The following is a 14,756-nucleotide window of genomic DNA, read 5'->3' as shown; positions in this document are numbered from 1 at the left end:
CTTTATTTTTTTAAAGCTGAGAAATATCATAGTTACCCTTTTAGAGAAGAGCTAATTTTATTCCATTAAATCGAATAAAATTATACTCTATGAAAAATATTCTAGTTACAACAGATTTTTCAAAAAATGCATATGATGCTTTATTTTATGCGACACGATTATTCAAAAAAGAGCCCTGTCAATTTTATATATTAAATACATTTGAGGTTAAAACTCCAATTTTCACGAGTAGATTGTATCTAGAAAAAGGAGCAGCCCTTTATCATAGTCTAAGTGAAAAATCGGAGTGTGAATTAAAAGAAGTATTACACAGTATAGTTAGAGATACTGAAGATTTTGAGCATCAATTCGAAATTATTTCAATATCAAAACCACTTATAGAAACTATAGCAAAAACAATAGTATCTAAGCAAATTGATCTAGTTGTTATGGGTACTAAAGGAGCCTCAGGAATCAAGGAGATTTTTATGGGTAGTAATACGGTTAATGTTATTGAGGCTATTAATTCTAGTCCTATACTTGTTGTACCCGAAAATATAGATATATATCCATTATACCATATTGCTTTTGCCACAGATTTTACTAACAAGTATAATTTAAATGTCTTACAAACATTAAAGTCTTTTTGCAAGTTAGATGATGCTATTTTAAAAGTAATTCATGTAACAGATACAAAAGAATTAAGTAATTCTCAACAAGAAAACAAGAGGTCTTTAGATACTTATTTTGATGATGTAAAGCATAGTACAATAAGTATTGCCAAAAATAAATCCGTAGAAAAACATATTTCTACAATGGTAGATTGTTTAGAGTTTGATCTTTTAGCAATGATTAAATATCGTCATGGATTTTTCGAAAAAATGACTCACGAAGCAATAATTAAAAAAATAGGACATCACACTAAAAGACCTTTTTTAATTATTCCAGATGAGCTGATAAATGTCATTTATTAATATTATAAAACCCGATAAATTTAAAGTATAAATTAAATAAATCGTCATGAAAAAAAAGATATTATTACCAACCGATTTTTCAAAATATGCATGGAATGCTATTAATTATGCAATAGAATTATTTAAAGATGAACCCTGCGACTTTTACATATTAAATACATTTAGAGAAAGTGGTTATGTATTAGAAAGTATGATGGTACCAGAGCCAGGAGAGCGTTTATATGAACTAGCAAAAGAAGAAGCCGATAAAGGTTTAGAAAAAGTTTTTCAACAAATAATGGTTACTAAAGGTCAAAATATTGATCATAAGTTTATTATGAATAGTAAGTTTAACTTTTTAAAAGAAGCGGTAGAACAATTGGTAGAAAGAAATGATATTGATTTAATTATAATGGGAACCAAAGGTGTTACAGATGCTACTAGAACCATTTATGGTAGTAATACGGTAGATATTATGGAACAAATTCGTAGTTGTCCTGTAATTGCAGTTCCTGCAGATGCTAAAGTGGAATTACCTAAGGAGATTGTATTTCCTACAAACTATAAAATTTTTATTAAAAAAAAGGAATTAACCAGCCTTATAGATATTGTTAAAAAAACAAATGCAAGTTTAAAGATTTTACATGTAGTTGATGGTGAAGAAAAATTAAACGATAAACAATTAGATAATAAGCATTTATTAGAAGAGTATTTTGAAGATGTTGATTACACATTTCATACCCTTGATCATAGCGATACTCATAGTGCAATTACATGTTTTGTAGATAGTAGAGATGCTAATATGATCGCGTTTATAAATAAAAAACACAGTTTTTTTGGAAGTATTTTGTCAAAACCATTAGTTAAGAAACTTGGGTATCACTCAAAAATACCAGTACTCGTACTAAGAGATAAGTAACCTTTAAAATTTAAGAAAATGAAAACAGGAATTTAGATTGATAAGCAAAAAGCTCATATAATGACCTTAAATAAAGAAGAAATAGTGTTAAAAACAATTTTTTCAAATATTGAAGATTTTCATATACACGGTGGTTCAGGGACCAAATTTAAAGGAGGTCCGCAAGATGTTGTACATGATAGCAAGTATTTGCTTCGCGAAAAGCAACAGTTTAAAAAGTATTTTAATGAAATTATAGAAGAAATAAAAGAAGCGAAAGCTATCGTAATTTTTGGACCAGCCGAAGCAGGAGAAAAATTACAAAAAGAGCTTATTGTTAATCATCCGAACATTTCTTCAAAAGTAAAAGGACTAGAAAGAGCAGATAGTATGACAGAAAATCAAACAAAACAATGGGTTAGAAAATATTATGAAAATACCTATCAAACATCATAAGTAGTAAAACACAATGAAACGTGTTCATTTTAAAATCAATCATTAATATTTAAATTTTTAAGTTATGTATATAATGAAATTTGACAACAGACGCTTTCCATGGTTTACAGATAATCTTTCGGCATGGTTAGACACAGACGATTTATTTTCGGATGATTTTTTTGTAAATAGAAGAAAATTGCCTGCAGTAAACATTAAGGAGAATGAAAAGGACTTTTCGCTAGAACTAGCCGTACCAGGATTTTCAAAAAAAAATTGAAATATCAATGGAAGATGGTTACCTAAAAATAACTGCAGAAAAAAAAGATGAAGAAGCAAAAAATGATGAAGGCTATACCCGAAAAGAATTTTCATTTCACAGTTTTGAAAGAAGTTTTAAACTTCCAGCAAATGTAGATGATGATCAAAAAGTTAAGGCTAATTACAAAGATGGTATATTAGGGTTATGTTTAACAAAAAAAGAAATTCCAGCTGAAAAACCTAAAAAAGTAATTGAAATTGCTTAATCTTAAATTTATTAAACCAAAATGTTAAGAGGCTAATTTGTAATTATTTTGGCCTCTTTTTAATTATTAATGAAAATTGTGGTGTTTTATAGAGATCTAAATATTAATGTAGCAGGTATAGAAACAGTAATGCATTTGTTGCAGCGTATTGAAAATATGCAGCAAGAAATACAACAATTAAAAAATGAATTGAATTTGTATAAAAATTAAAGAAGAACCATTATATAACGATAATAGAAAATTAACTAATTATCCTTGATAACCAATTTTCCCATTATTCATAGGCAATTCCCACAGGATCATTTCTTTTAAAAAGTCGTCAATTTTTTCTATAATAAATTTCTCTGTAATTTCTTTAGGAAGGAAAAAGCCAAGTTCTTTCATTTCGTTTTGTTGTGCAGAATTTTGAAGTATAGGAAAGGCAATAAACACATATACATCTCCATTATAAGATTGAGAAAAAATAAGTGCACCGCCTTGGTAAAACTGAAAAGTAGGGATTTGATTAGTAGAATTTATAAGCTCTGGAGGAAAAGAATCAAAAGTAATATTAACAGCTTCGTTATTGTGAATCCAGTTAAGTTCCTGAACTTTCCAACCAACATCATATAGTTTGGTAGCGCTATTGAGTATTTTTAAAAGCAAAGGTTTGATACTTTTATTCCAAAGGTTCTTTTTTTCGACTACGGTTTTTATGGAGTTTCTGTAGTCATTAATACGTTCTTCCAAGTGTTCTATTTTCATTATTTTTAATTTATAAATTAGACAGAATACTAGCTATTCCAATTCCTAGAATAAGAAAGAGTACAATATTTCTAAACTGATTCTGCGACATTTTATTTAAAATACGCTTTCCAAGCCAAGTACCTAAGATGCTAACTGATAATAGTATAGGGATTAAAAAAAAGTGTTCTTTGTGCATATAACCGTTGTTAAAGTAAACTACAGCACGACTAGAGTCTACCCCCATATCAATAATGGCAGAGGTAGCTATAAATTTATTTTTATCCATTCTAAAAGCACTAAGAGTAATTCCCCTAATAGCACCTCCAGTTCCTAATATGCCCGCACTTAATCCAGATAAGGAGCCGCCTATAAAAGCATTTTTTACCGTAGGCTTAATTTTCAGGGTTTTAAAAATTAGAAAAACCAAACTTAAAAACACTAAAAAACCTCCTAAAATATAATTGAGAATACTTGGGTCTAAAAATTTACTTACGTAGGCCCCAAAAACTACGAAAACAATAGCGGGGATACCAAGATTAACAACCAATTTTTTATCAAATCCTTTCCTAAACATTGCAATTTTAGATAGATTACTTGCTAAGTGAAACAAGGCGGTAATTCCTAAAACAGATTTAAAATCAAAAAAGAAATTGGCGATTGGAACAAAAAACACAGACGATCCAAAACCACCTACTGTTCCTAAAATTTCAGCTACAATTGAGAGAATAATAAATATTGGGATATAACGAGAAAGCATGCTTCTAATTTTTTATTAAGATATACTTAAAGAAAAATTTCAACTATGATATTTATCAACTAAAAAGAAAGAAACATACTTTATTTTTGACAAAAAGTAACAACTTTAAAATCAATTCATTTATTTTATGTTAGAAATTAACCCACTTAATGATTTGTCAATTTATTTAGACCGTTTTATAAAAGGACGTTTATGGTTAAAAGTAATTATTGGATTAATTTTAGGGGCCTGTCTGGGAGTTTTAATCAATCCATCCACAGGTTTAGTTTCAGAAAGCCTTAGCTTATGGTTATCAAATTGGTTGGATTTACCAGGGCAAATATTTATGAGATTGGTACAAATGGTAATGATTCCATTGGTGTTTGCATCTATTATTTCGGGAATAGTAGGCAATGCGTCTGAGAATTTAAAAACTATGGGGTTAAGACTATTACTATATTTTATTTTTACGACTACTATGGCCATTTTAATAGGGGTATTTATAACGCTTATTATGAAACCAGGACAATATATTCTTGAAATTGGTGGATTTCCAAATAGTAGTGAGAAAAGTTTTACTCCTAGTCAACAAAACAATTTTATTGAGAATATTCCTAATGCTATTTCTAATCTTATACCTAACAATCCGTTAGAATCTATATTAATGGGAGAAATGCTAGGTGTTGTAATATTTACAATAATAATTGGTGTAGCAATTACTCAACTCAATAAGGATACAGCAAATCCTATTATCCGTTTTACTGAAGCTATTCAGAAGATTTGTATGATTGTAGTATCATGGGCAATGACACTAGTACCTTTTGCTGTGTTTGGATTAGTGGCTGCATTATTATCTAAAATAGGCATCGAAATATTTTTGGGTTTAGGCTATTACATCATTGTTGTTATTTTAGGTTTAATAATCTTAATGCTATTCTATTTACTATTAGTATTTACGATCACTCATAAAAATCCCTTTAAATTTTTACATCTAATACGAGAGCCACAATTATTAGCATTTTCTACAGCTAGTTCTGCGGCCGTAATGCCTATGTCCATGAAAACCGCAGATGAAAAATTAGGAGTATCATCAAATATTAGTGATTTTGTAATTCCTATTGGGGCAACTATTAATATGGACGGAACAGCTTTATTTCAGTGTGTGACCACTTTATTTATGGCGCAAGCCTATGGTATAGAATTAACAGTAATCAACTTATTATTAATTACTACTACAGTGGTGGCAGCATCAATTGGAACACCTGCTATTCCTGGAGGTGGTGTAATTATTCTAGCATCAGTATTACAAGGAGCAGGAATTCCAATAGACGGACTAATTATTGTTATTGGTATTGATCGAATTTTGGGAATGTTTAGAACGGCTGTTAATGTGAGTGGAGATTTAACCGCAAGTGTGATTTTTAATAAATTTTATGGAGTCAATAAAAAATAATAATACAACTATTGTGCTATTGCAAAGCTAAATCTGTAGCAAATAATGTATTTTAATTGTTTTTTTGCTTCTAAATACCCAAGTTCAAAAATTTCATCTAAATGGTTTGAGAATATACTATAATTGGCGAGAGCTAATGGTTTATAATCAAATCACAGTCGGTATATTTTCCTTCAGAATTTGGGATTCCTCTTAAGTAATAAGCCCTCTGAATAATATCGTAAGAATGTTTGAGATCCGATTTTTGAAGTTTGGCCATAGGCATTATATCTACTCCAATAATAAAATCACATTTATCTTTAATTGCATTTACAGGAAAGTTATCTAAAACACCTCCATCAGTATATAAAGATTCATTAATTTCAACTGGCGAAAATACTCCAGGGAAAGCAGCAGAGGCTATTAAAGGTTTAATTAAGTTACCAGAATTAAATATTTGGGTACATCCTTTTATCAAATCCGTTGTAGTTACAAATAATGTTTTTTTTAAACTTAAAAATGAATTTTCAGGAAAGTAAAAATGTAAGTCTGTGTAAAATTTTTCAGAGTCTAATAAACCTGGTTTATTTGTACCCAACCGAGAAAGTTTGAAAATAGATGTTTTTTTAAAAAACTGCTTCATCGTTTCAATAGAATAATCTGCAGCATAGAATGCTCCAACTAAAGCACCAGCACTGGTCCCCGAAACATAGTTAGGGGAAATGTTATATTCTTTCAAAGCTTTTAAAACTCCCACATGAGCAATTCCCTTATAACCACCTCCGGATAGTACAATACCTATTTTTTTTAGATAGGATGCTGTTATTAGCTATGGAATGCTTTGTTTTCATGTAAAAATAATAATGGTATACGGCTATTGTAGTTTATATCATCAGTTTCTGAACCTAATAGGAGCCTTTCTATAAAGGTTTCTTTTTTAAGCAAAATAAATCCAAACTGAATATTTTTTAACCGTACAATAGTGTTTATAGCATCCGCTACAGGAACATCAATAATAGATTGAGATGTGATTTTAAATTTACGATAGAGCTTTTTAATTCCTTCTAAATTATTTTTTTGGAGTATGCTCATTTGAGCTTCAGATTCCGTTTGTAAAAAAAATAGTTCCGAATTAAATTTTACACATAAATCCATCAATGGCTCTAATAATTTAGAAGTTAATTTAACGTGCGAATTACATAAAAAAAGTATTTTTTCTGGGTTTTGATACTTAATGTTTTCAGGAATAGTAATTGTTGGACAATAAACATTGCGAAGTACTTTTAAAGTATTACTCCCAAAAATAGCTTCACTAGCACCAGTTGCCCCATTAGTACCCATTACAATAAGATCTATTTTTTTAGAAGAAACCACTTGGTTGATAGCATCGGTAAGTGAATCATAATCAGCCAATTCTTTATAAATATGAGAATTGGTCTTACGCTCTACACGTAAACGATTTACATAATCTATCAACTCTTTTTTAGAATTCACCAAAACAGATCTATAAATACTTTCATTTGAATGAGCCGTCATCAAATCATCTGTAATGTAGTTTGAAGCTTTTTGCACATGTAAAAAGTAAAACGTACATAGCTCATTTTTAAAAAGTTTCAAAGCATAATCAATTGCATTTTTCGAATTTTCGGAAAAATCAGTGGGTAATAAGATATTTTTCATTTTCTTAATTTTTAATGTAAAACCAATACAGGAACTTTGGAATATTCACCCATAGTTTTTACTAAAGGTTTTGAAAATATATTTTCGAACAGGCTATGTTTTTTTGAGAAAAAAGCAACTAAATCACTGTTTCTACTTTGCACAAAACAACTTAATGAATTATGAATATCTCCATTGGATAAAAATCGTATTTCATAGGCTACTTTAGATAAATAATCTTGTAAAATTGCCCTATTATTTTCTTGTTCAACTATTAATTTTTCTTGTTTATTAATATGCAGTACACATATTTTAGCATTGTGTAAATGGGCTATTTCAATGAGTACTTCTAATTTTTTGTAGTCATCTATTTTGTTAAAATCTGTTGCAAAGACCAATTCTTTTGGGATTTGAAAATTTACTTTTTCAGGAATGGCTAATACAGGACATTTCGTAATATTTTGTAAGATATCTATGGTATTACTTCCGTAAAGGATATCTGTGCTATTGGTTTCTCCTTTAGTTCCCATAACAATTAAGTCTATGTTATTATTTAACACAAAATCTTCTATAAAACTGAATAGTGAATTATGCTCGGAAATAGAATGATATGTATGTAGCTTATTTTTGAATTGAGTCTTAACCTTCTCAATAGTTTTATTTAATTGAGTAATCGAAAGCTTTCTAATTTCATTATAAACATCAGTACTAGGTATAGTTACAAAAGCACTTTCGGTTATATATCCAGGGAAATTATAAACATTTGCAAAGTGAATTTCACAGGGTATTTGACTATATATTTCTGAAATATAATTAATGGCTTCCCAGGCATTTTTTGAAAAATCAGTAGGTATTAAAATGTTCTTTTTCATAATATTGTTTTTACAGTTAACAGCTTAACAGCTACATCTATCGATATTTTGTAGGACTAAAAATGGAATTTTAGTTGTTAGTCCAATTTTATCAATAGTAGTTTTATGCAACATATCATCTAAATATGATTGATGAGAATTTACCATTACTAGTAAATCTATATGATGAACTTCTATAAAATTGTTTATAGTTTCTACAAGGCCAGTTCCTGATTCAAAATGAAGTTCTTGCTTACAACTATGCAACATCTCTTGAATTAATTGTTTATTATCTTGTTTACGATTAGTTAATTTTTTGGATGTCGCTTGGATCAAAAGATGAATAGTTGCTCTAAAGTCCATCCCCATATAATTTAAGAGCTTTAATTCTCTTCGGTTATATGGAATCATAAAATTGGTAGGAAAAAGTATATTTTTAGGTCTATTAAAAACATAACTTTCTGGAATAACTAAAACAGGTGATTCTACATGACGAATTACTTGTAAGGTGTTACTACCAAAAGTAATACCAGGTGCATTGGTTGCTCCTTTAGTTCCCATAACGACAATATCGGCTCCTTCTTGGTTTACCATGTCATCTATAGCATCTATAAGTGACTGAAAAATAGATCGTATCCTGAAATGATGTTTGGGACTGGGAGTGGTATCTTGAGCATACTCCAAAACCGCCATCAATTTTTCGTTTGATGCTGCTTTTGCCTTTTCTTTTATATCATTAAAAAGCGCTCGAGCTAAGTATGCATTATTATCGTATACCTCGTCCGCATAGGCGTGTATAATAAAAAACTCACAACTTTCTTCTCTAAAAAAATCAATTGACTGAGTTAATGCATGTTTTGCATTTTCGGAAAAATCGGTGGGAATAATAACCTTTGTCATCAGTATAGCTTTTATAATTTATGTCAAAGCTAAAAGATGTTAGAGGTACTAAAAATGACATTTGTCAGTTACAGTTAGTTTATAGTTGTTTTTGAAGGAATGTTAATGCTAAAAGTAGAACCTTTATTTTCTTCGCTAACAAAACTTATGGTGCCTCCTAAGTTTTCTAAATGGGATTTCAATATATTCAAACCAATTCCTGTTCCTTGATTTAAAATAGCATTTTTTGCTCTAAAATAGCGATTGAAAATAAACTTTTGTTCATCTGTTGGGATACCGATTCCTTGATCTATAACATCTATTTGGAATTCGTTTTTATCAGAAACTATTTCTATTTTAATTAAACAGTTTTCAGAAGAATATTTTATAGCATTATGTATTAGGTTAAAAAGTATTAGTTCTAATACTTTTTCGTCAAATTCAATGGTTAATGATTCAATATCTGAAACACAAACAATTTTTTGCCCTTTTTTTAAGCATCATTTCTGCTTCATAAATAACATTATCTAATAAATCTTTGAATAAAATATTTTTAAAATTGTAATTCACTTTTCCTGACTCTAAACGTTCTACAGATAAAAAATCATTTAATATCGAATCCAAGTATTTTACTTTACTCTTTATTGTATTTAAGTGTTTTTCTCTTTTTATTTGTTGTTCTGTGTCTACATATTTGCCAATAAGTGTTGCTGAGGTTAATATACCACTTAAAGGTGTTTTAAACTCATGAGAAACTAAGGATAAAAATTTTGTTTTTAACTCATTAAGCTCCTTTTCCTTATCAAGTGCTTTTCTTGTCTTTACTTCAGCTATAATTCTTTTCTCAATTTCACTTTCTAAGGATTTGATAGAATCATTTAACTGTTCTGTACGCTGTTCAATTTTTTGCTCTAGACTACTGTTTAATTCTTTTATTTCTTTTTCATGCTTTTTCCTTTCTGTAACATCCATAATCAAAGCCATCACATATTGTTTTTCGTATATGTTAAAGGGGTTCAAGCCTGCTTCAACAGCAAATTGGGTTCCATCTTTTCGTAAACCAAAAAGATCTTTACTACCTGCCATTTTACGTTTTTCTCCATGAGCTACAAAGCCTTCTACGTGACTAGAATGATTGTGGCGAAATTGTTGTGGAATTAAAACATCTAATGGTTTTCCAATTAACTCTTCTTTATTATAACCAAACATTTGATTAGTTGCATTATTACAGGCAACTATAATTTGCTCTTGATTTACAACAATAATTCCTTCGGAGACAGCTTCGGATAACAACTGAAAAATGTTACTATTTTCTTTAAAAACTTTCATAAGTGTCAAATATAATTTTTTACCCTAAAAAAGATAGACTGTTCACAATACGTAATTTATCAAAAATTGCTTAATAAGCTAGATCAACAAAACTAGACATTCCATTAAGAATAAAGCTTATTAAAAAATATTATATCCATAATGATAATTATCATAGTTGAAAACATATACTCAGAGTAATTTTAAAGTCTTAAAACCAGAATTATGAAAACAGCTATCTTATTAATAACACTCTTTACACTAAGCATGTGTCAGGAGCATTATGATCCAAAATTAATTGATAAAAAAGAAATAAAACCTATAAGTAAAACCAAACCCGAATTGAAAAAAATAGATAATACTGCTCTTACAATTGAAGATAAAATTTTTGAGAAAAGCATACAAATATCTTCTATAAAGGATTATGAATCTCAACAAACAGGAGTTGTTATTGCAAAATCGTTTCACATTCTCGAAGATTTATTTGAACTAAACTATAGGTACCCTTATTTGGACGATGAAAGTTATGAAGCATTTAACAGATATATAGCAGATAAATATTTGAATATTAAAAAAATAACAAATCAAATTTTAGATGACAAAGAAATGATCTGTGACGTTACAGCAGGAGGTTGTGAAAGAGATATAAAGTTTTTAGATTTCAAAGTATACTCGTTACAAGAAGACATAGTTAGTATATTATTATATCAAGAGAACTACTATTCTGGAGTAGCACATTCTTCCTACGCTTTTGAATGCTTAAATTTTAATTTAGACAAAGGTGAATTCATAAAATTTGATGACTTTTTTATTACAGGAGCAGAATCATCTATTTTAAAAAAAATCAATGAGAAAATTTCAAACGGACTTCGAACAGGTGATTTATACTACGAATGTTGGGAGCTGACAAAAGAGGATTTTGAAACCTACAAAAATAATTTTGTAGTTAACGAAGATTATATAGTCTATTATTTTGATGACTGTGTAGTATGCCCCTCCTTTACAGGTACCTATTATGTTGAAATTTCTTTAGAAGAGATTATTGGGTTTTTGAATTTATATAATGAAAAACCAACATTGGGTTAATTAAATTTTAAACATAGAATTATGAAAACGAGGATTGAAATTCAAAATTTAAAATGTGGGGGATGCGAAACAACCATTCTTAATAAACTATTAGGAGTTGAAGGAGTAGAAACAGTATCCATAAATGTACCTACAAATAGGGTTATTATAGAATATACAGAAGAATCTGTATTACTAAAAATAAAAAAACACTTTCTAGTATCGGCTATCCAGCAATTGATGATGAAAATAATTTAGGGAGTAAAGCAAAATCGTATGTAAGCTGTGCTGTAGGAAAGTTGAATAAGAAGTATCTAGGTATTACGAATAGTTAAATAGAGTACCCAATTGAACAACTATCTAAAAATACCGCCATTTATGACTGCTTTTTTTTATGAAATAGGAGGTTTAACTTCTTTCTCAAAAGATTTTTTTAAACAACTAGCAAAGGGACCTTTTGAATTTAAGGAATTACTCAGACAATGTTATAATACGGGAAATAGATCATTGTTTTTAGTTGGTGTTACTGGGTTTATATTAGGATTGGTTTTTACATTATAATCAAGACCAACACTTGCCGAATTTGGTGCAGAATCTTGGATGCCCTCTATGATAAGTATTTCTATAGTTAGGGAAATTGGCCCAGAAATTATATCACTTATTTGTGCGGGTCGTATAGGGTCTGGTATTGGAGCAGAACTAGGATCTATGAAAGTTACAGAGCAAATTGATGCTATGGAGGTTTCTGGAACCAATCCTTTTAATTACTTAGTCGTAACTAGGATATTAGCTACTATATTAATGTTGCCTCTACTTATTATAGTTGGTGATGCGCTTGCATTAATAGGATCTGCAATCATTGAGAATTTAAAAGGCGGAGTTTCTTTTGTATTGTATTTCAATAAAGTTTTTGATGCTTTACACTACAATGATATTATACCAGCAATTACCAAATCCTTTTTTTTTGGTTTTACCATAGGTCTTGTAGGGTGCTATAAAGGATATACCTGTAAAAAAGGGACTGTAGGTGTAGGATTAGCTTCAAATACATCTGTAGTATATGCTTCACTACTACTTTTTGTTATTGATTTTATAGCCGTATTTGTTAACGATGTATTGTTTTAATTATGGAAGCAGAAAAAACAACAGACAGAACAGTATTAGAAATTAAGGGCTTGAATAAAAGCTTTGGTAATAACCACGTACTAAAAGGGTTTTATTTAAAACTAAATAAAGGAGAAAACTTGGTAATTATGGGTAAGTCGGGTTCAGGAAAATCTGTAATGATAAAATGCCTGGTAGGCTTATTGGCTTTGGATAGTGGGGCTATAATAATTAAAGACAAAAATATTACCACTTTGAGTCAGGAAGCCTTAGATATATTGAGAACTGAAATTGGTTTTTTATTTCAAGGAAGTGCTCTTTATGATTCTATGACTGTTCGGGAAAATATAGAATTTCCTTTACGGAAGCATAAAAAGAAATTAGGAATTATAGAATCTACTGAAACTCTAGTATTAGAAGCCTTGGAAAGTGTGGGTTTAGCTGATGCTATTGATTTAATGCCAAGTGAACTTTCGGGAGGTATGAAGCGTAGAGTAGCCTTAGCAAGAGCATTGATATTAAAGCCTAAAATAATGTTGTACGATGAACCTACAACAGGTTTAGACCCTATTACTGCTAAAGAAATTATTCAATTAATGAGGAACATACAAAAAAAATATAAAACCTCTTCCTTAATTATAACACACGATGTGGATTGCGCTCGGGTAATTTCGAATAGGATTATACTATTAATAGATGGTACAAATTATATCGAAGGAACATTCGACGAATTATCAAATTCAGAAGACCCAAAAGTAAAAGCCTTTTTTAAATAATAAATAACAAATGTAATGAGGGAAAATACAGGAGAAAAAATAAAACTAGGACTATTTGTAAGTATAGGAACATTCTTGCTTTTAATAGCAGTTATATTAATTGGACGCAAACAAAACGTGTTCAATAAAAATATAATTATTAATACCGTATTCACCGATGTTAACGGTTTGCGATTAGGAAATAATATTTATTACTCAGGTATTAAAATTGGAACGGTAAAAAATATTGAAATTATTGAATATGCCAAGATATTAGTGCAAATGAATATTGATTCTGATAATGCAAAATACATTACTAAAAAAGATATAGCAACAATTAGTTTAAGTGGTTTAGTAGGAGATATGGTAGTTAACATATTACCTACAAAACAAGAATCTCAAGTTATAAAAGAAGGTGATACTATTGCTTCTTTCGCAAAAACCAGTACCGAAAATATGTTAAGCACTTTAAATACTATTAACGAAAAAGTAGGGGTTATTACCGATAACATACTACATATTACAAACCAGATTATACGCGGAAAAGGAGCGTTAAGCCAGTTGATTAATGACGAAACTGTTGCTATTGATTTAAAAAAAACTATGCAACAATTGAATCAAACAACCCATTTAACCAATACGACATTTCTTGATTTAAAAAAAAACTAAATCTATCAGCCTATGAATCCAGTGTAGCTGGAGTATTATTAAGTGATAGTATAACAGGAAATAAAGTCAAAAAAATAATTTTAAACTTTGAAGAGTCCAGTAATAACTTAAAAGTATTTTCTGATCATTTAAATCAACTCGTGTTGGATATGCAATCTGATGAGAGTGCAATACATTATTTAAGTAAAAATCCAGAATTAGTAAAAGATATTGATGCTTCTATACAAAGTATAAAACAAGGAACAGAAAGTTTTAATCAAAATATGGAAGCTTTAAAGACAAACTTTCTATTCAAAAAATACTTTAAAAAGTTAGAGAAAAATTAATTAAAAAAAATAATAATTATGAAAACAAATGTTCATTTCGTTCATATGGAAACAAGTCCAACACTTAATGCGTATGTACTTGAAAAGATAAATAATCTATTTAAAAAATACGATTGGATTATTAAAACAGATATCAGTTTTATAAAAAAGAATGACTCTAAAGGAAAGGGGAAAGTTTGTGATATTGAAGTGAGTATACCTGGCGCTTTACTTTATGCAACAAGTGATGAGGACAAATTTGAGTTTGCTTTCAAAAATTCGTTAAGTGATATTGAAGTTCAACTTAAAAAAAGCAAACAGCAAAGAAAACCACATATCTAAAAAATACGATTATGCAATATTACTCTAACACTATCCGAACCAATATTAGTTTTAAAAAGGCAATTTCAGAAGTAAATGACGCATTGAAAAAGCAAGGGTTTGGTGTGTGCTTACTGAAATTGATTTAAAACCT

General features: G+C 29.3%; 21 protein-coding genes and 1 pseudogene. 14 read left to right on the top strand and 8 right to left on the bottom strand.

What is annotated here, in order from left to right; all coding sequences use genetic code 11:
- Positions 1 to 89: 89 nt before the first annotated feature.
- From GMC_RS0103135 to GMC_RS21050, 6 genes are all read left to right on the top strand, one after another.
- Complete coding sequence (locus GMC_RS0103135; protein WP_010520766.1) at positions 90 to 953, top strand: universal stress protein; 864 nt, start codon at positions 90 to 92, stop codon at positions 951 to 953.
- A 46-nt stretch (positions 954 to 999) separates the two neighbouring features.
- On the top strand, positions 1,000 to 1,851 hold the full coding sequence (locus GMC_RS0103130) for a universal stress protein (protein ID WP_010520765.1): 852 nt from the start codon (positions 1,000 to 1,002) through the stop codon (positions 1,849 to 1,851).
- A 60-nt stretch (positions 1,852 to 1,911) separates the two neighbouring features.
- Complete coding sequence (locus GMC_RS0103125) at positions 1,912 to 2,286, top strand: hypothetical protein (protein WP_010520764.1); 375 nt, start codon at positions 1,912 to 1,914, stop codon at positions 2,284 to 2,286.
- A gap of 64 nt (positions 2,287 to 2,350) precedes the next feature.
- Complete coding sequence (locus tag GMC_RS20470; protein WP_138940550.1) at positions 2,351 to 2,545, top strand: Hsp20/alpha crystallin family protein; 195 nt, start codon at positions 2,351 to 2,353, stop codon at positions 2,543 to 2,545.
- A gap of 7 nt (positions 2,546 to 2,552) precedes the next feature.
- Positions 2,553 to 2,792: an Hsp20/alpha crystallin family protein gene (locus tag GMC_RS20465; RefSeq protein ID WP_010520762.1), complete on the top strand. Its 240-nt coding sequence runs from the start codon at positions 2,553 to 2,555 to the stop codon at positions 2,790 to 2,792.
- A gap of 78 nt (positions 2,793 to 2,870) precedes the next feature.
- On the top strand, positions 2,871 to 3,002 hold the full coding sequence (locus tag GMC_RS21050; RefSeq protein WP_157998133.1) for a chaperone modulator CbpM: 132 nt from the start codon (positions 2,871 to 2,873) through the stop codon (positions 3,000 to 3,002).
- 39 nt (positions 3,003 to 3,041) lie between these two features.
- Here GMC_RS21050 and GMC_RS0103110 read toward each other — a convergent pair whose 3' ends face one another.
- Both GMC_RS0103110 and GMC_RS0103105 read right to left on the bottom strand, forming a co-directional pair.
- Complete coding sequence (locus GMC_RS0103110) at positions 3,042 to 3,536, bottom strand: hypothetical protein (RefSeq protein WP_010520760.1); 495 nt, start codon at positions 3,534 to 3,536, stop codon at positions 3,042 to 3,044.
- Between the two features lie 10 nt (positions 3,537 to 3,546).
- Positions 3,547 to 4,275: a sulfite exporter TauE/SafE family protein gene (locus tag GMC_RS0103105; RefSeq protein WP_010520759.1), complete on the bottom strand. Its 729-nt coding sequence runs from the start codon at positions 4,273 to 4,275 to the stop codon at positions 3,547 to 3,549.
- 127 nt (positions 4,276 to 4,402) lie between these two features.
- Here GMC_RS0103105 and GMC_RS0103100 point away from each other — a divergent pair, with 127 nt between their 5' ends.
- A complete protein-coding gene (locus tag GMC_RS0103100) occupies positions 4,403 to 5,707 on the top strand; it encodes a dicarboxylate/amino acid:cation symporter (RefSeq protein WP_010520758.1) in 1,305 nt (434 codons plus the stop codon).
- 133 nt (positions 5,708 to 5,840) lie between these two features.
- Here GMC_RS0103100 and GMC_RS18880 read toward each other — a convergent pair whose 3' ends face one another.
- The 6 genes from GMC_RS18880 to GMC_RS18875 all read right to left on the bottom strand — a co-directional run bounded on the left by GMC_RS18880 (position 5,841) and on the right by GMC_RS18875 (position 10,404).
- The gene (locus GMC_RS18880) at positions 5,841 to 6,482 is read right to left on the bottom strand and encodes a patatin-like phospholipase family protein (protein WP_262481995.1); all 642 of its coding nucleotides are present in this window, start codon (positions 6,480 to 6,482) and stop codon (positions 5,841 to 5,843) included.
- A gap of 29 nt (positions 6,483 to 6,511) precedes the next feature.
- The gene (locus GMC_RS0103090; protein ID WP_010520756.1) at positions 6,512 to 7,366 is read right to left on the bottom strand and encodes a universal stress protein; all 855 of its coding nucleotides are present in this window, start codon (positions 7,364 to 7,366) and stop codon (positions 6,512 to 6,514) included.
- An 11-nt stretch (positions 7,367 to 7,377) separates the two neighbouring features.
- Entirely contained in the window at positions 7,378 to 8,217 is an 840-nt protein-coding gene (locus GMC_RS0103085) for a universal stress protein (protein WP_010520755.1), read from the bottom strand.
- Positions 8,218 to 8,241: 24 nt separating this feature from the next.
- Positions 8,242 to 9,096, bottom strand: a complete 855-nt coding sequence (locus GMC_RS0103080) for a universal stress protein (RefSeq protein WP_010520754.1) — start codon at positions 9,094 to 9,096, stop codon at positions 8,242 to 8,244.
- A gap of 74 nt (positions 9,097 to 9,170) precedes the next feature.
- Positions 9,171 to 9,464: a sensor histidine kinase gene (locus GMC_RS22700; RefSeq protein WP_316928955.1), complete on the bottom strand. Its 294-nt coding sequence runs from the start codon at positions 9,462 to 9,464 to the stop codon at positions 9,171 to 9,173.
- Positions 9,465 to 9,531: 67 nt separating this feature from the next.
- The gene (locus GMC_RS18875; RefSeq protein WP_010520753.1) at positions 9,532 to 10,404 is read right to left on the bottom strand and encodes a PAS domain S-box protein; all 873 of its coding nucleotides are present in this window, start codon (positions 10,402 to 10,404) and stop codon (positions 9,532 to 9,534) included.
- Between the two features lie 204 nt (positions 10,405 to 10,608).
- Between GMC_RS18875 and GMC_RS0103070 the strand changes: the two genes are divergently transcribed.
- The 7 genes and pseudogenes from GMC_RS0103070 to GMC_RS0103045 all read left to right on the top strand — a co-directional run bounded on the left by GMC_RS0103070 (position 10,609) and on the right by GMC_RS0103045 (position 14,623).
- Positions 10,609 to 11,469: an RsiV family protein gene (locus tag GMC_RS0103070; RefSeq protein ID WP_029489572.1), complete on the top strand. Its 861-nt coding sequence runs from the start codon at positions 10,609 to 10,611 to the stop codon at positions 11,467 to 11,469.
- 21 nt (positions 11,470 to 11,490) lie between these two features.
- Positions 11,491 to 11,706 carry a heavy-metal-associated domain-containing protein gene (locus tag GMC_RS18870; protein WP_010520751.1) on the top strand — a complete coding sequence of 72 codons (216 nt, stop codon included), beginning with the start codon at positions 11,491 to 11,493 and terminating at the stop codon, positions 11,704 to 11,706.
- A 120-nt stretch (positions 11,707 to 11,826) separates the two neighbouring features.
- Positions 11,827 to 12,573, top strand: a pseudogene (locus tag GMC_RS18865) (MlaE family ABC transporter permease).
- Positions 12,574 to 12,575: 2 nt separating this feature from the next.
- On the top strand, positions 12,576 to 13,328 hold the full coding sequence (locus tag GMC_RS0103055; protein ID WP_010520750.1) for an ABC transporter ATP-binding protein: 753 nt from the start codon (positions 12,576 to 12,578) through the stop codon (positions 13,326 to 13,328).
- Positions 13,329 to 13,343: 15 nt separating this feature from the next.
- Positions 13,344 to 13,976 (top strand): MlaD family protein, encoded by a 633-nt coding sequence (locus GMC_RS18860; protein WP_094766246.1) that lies wholly within the window; start codon positions 13,344 to 13,346, stop codon positions 13,974 to 13,976.
- 149 nt (positions 13,977 to 14,125) lie between these two features.
- Positions 14,126 to 14,302: a hypothetical protein gene (locus GMC_RS21620; protein WP_157998132.1), complete on the top strand. Its 177-nt coding sequence runs from the start codon at positions 14,126 to 14,128 to the stop codon at positions 14,300 to 14,302.
- Between the two features lie 18 nt (positions 14,303 to 14,320).
- A complete protein-coding gene (locus GMC_RS0103045) occupies positions 14,321 to 14,623 on the top strand; it encodes an HPF/RaiA family ribosome-associated protein (protein WP_010520749.1) in 303 nt (100 codons plus the stop codon).
- The last annotated feature ends 133 nt before the right edge of the window (positions 14,624 to 14,756 follow it).

The sequence above is a fragment of the Aquimarina agarivorans genome, assembly GCF_000218485.1.
Taxonomy (GTDB): domain Bacteria; phylum Bacteroidota; class Bacteroidia; order Flavobacteriales; family Flavobacteriaceae; genus Aquimarina; species Aquimarina agarivorans.
Note: the sequence above shows the minus strand (reverse complement) of the source record. Positions and strands in the feature narration are given on the sequence as shown.

Bases quoted from the DNA above. Each gene is read 5' to 3' on its own strand.
- GMC_RS0103135 (WP_010520766.1), top strand. From the start codon at position 90: ATGAAAAATATTCTAGTTACAACAGATTTTTCAAAAAATGCATATGAT.
- GMC_RS0103130 (WP_010520765.1), top strand. From the start codon at position 1,000: ATGAAAAAAAAGATATTATTACCAACCGATTTTTCAAAATATGCATGG.
- GMC_RS0103125 (WP_010520764.1), top strand. From the start codon at position 1,912: ATGACCTTAAATAAAGAAGAAATAGTGTTAAAAACAATTTTTTCAAAT.
- GMC_RS20470 (WP_138940550.1), top strand. From the start codon at position 2,351: ATGTATATAATGAAATTTGACAACAGACGCTTTCCATGGTTTACAGAT.
- GMC_RS20465 (WP_010520762.1), top strand. From the start codon at position 2,553: ATGGAAGATGGTTACCTAAAAATAACTGCAGAAAAAAAAGATGAAGAA.
- GMC_RS0103110 (WP_010520760.1), bottom strand. From the start codon at position 3,536: ATGAAAATAGAACACTTGGAAGAACGTATTAATGACTACAGAAACTCC.
- GMC_RS0103105 (WP_010520759.1), bottom strand. From the start codon at position 4,275: ATGCTTTCTCGTTATATCCCAATATTTATTATTCTCTCAATTGTAGCT.
- GMC_RS0103100 (WP_010520758.1), top strand. From the start codon at position 4,403: ATGTTAGAAATTAACCCACTTAATGATTTGTCAATTTATTTAGACCGT.
- GMC_RS0103090 (WP_010520756.1), bottom strand. From the start codon at position 7,366: ATGAAAAATATCTTATTACCCACTGATTTTTCCGAAAATTCGAAAAAT.
- GMC_RS0103085 (WP_010520755.1), bottom strand. From the start codon at position 8,217: ATGAAAAAGAACATTTTAATACCTACTGATTTTTCAAAAAATGCCTGG.
- GMC_RS0103080 (WP_010520754.1), bottom strand. From the start codon at position 9,096: ATGACAAAGGTTATTATTCCCACCGATTTTTCCGAAAATGCAAAACAT.
- GMC_RS18875 (WP_010520753.1), bottom strand. From the start codon at position 10,404: ATGAAAGTTTTTAAAGAAAATAGTAACATTTTTCAGTTGTTATCCGAA.
- GMC_RS0103070 (WP_029489572.1), top strand. From the start codon at position 10,609: ATGAAAACAGCTATCTTATTAATAACACTCTTTACACTAAGCATGTGT.
- GMC_RS18870 (WP_010520751.1), top strand. From the start codon at position 11,491: ATGAAAACGAGGATTGAAATTCAAAATTTAAAATGTGGGGGATGCGAA.
- GMC_RS0103055 (WP_010520750.1), top strand. From the start codon at position 12,576: ATGGAAGCAGAAAAAACAACAGACAGAACAGTATTAGAAATTAAGGGC.
- GMC_RS18860 (WP_094766246.1), top strand. From the start codon at position 13,344: ATGAGGGAAAATACAGGAGAAAAAATAAAACTAGGACTATTTGTAAGT.
- GMC_RS21620 (WP_157998132.1), top strand. From the start codon at position 14,126: ATGCAATCTGATGAGAGTGCAATACATTATTTAAGTAAAAATCCAGAA.
- GMC_RS0103045 (WP_010520749.1), top strand. From the start codon at position 14,321: ATGAAAACAAATGTTCATTTCGTTCATATGGAAACAAGTCCAACACTT.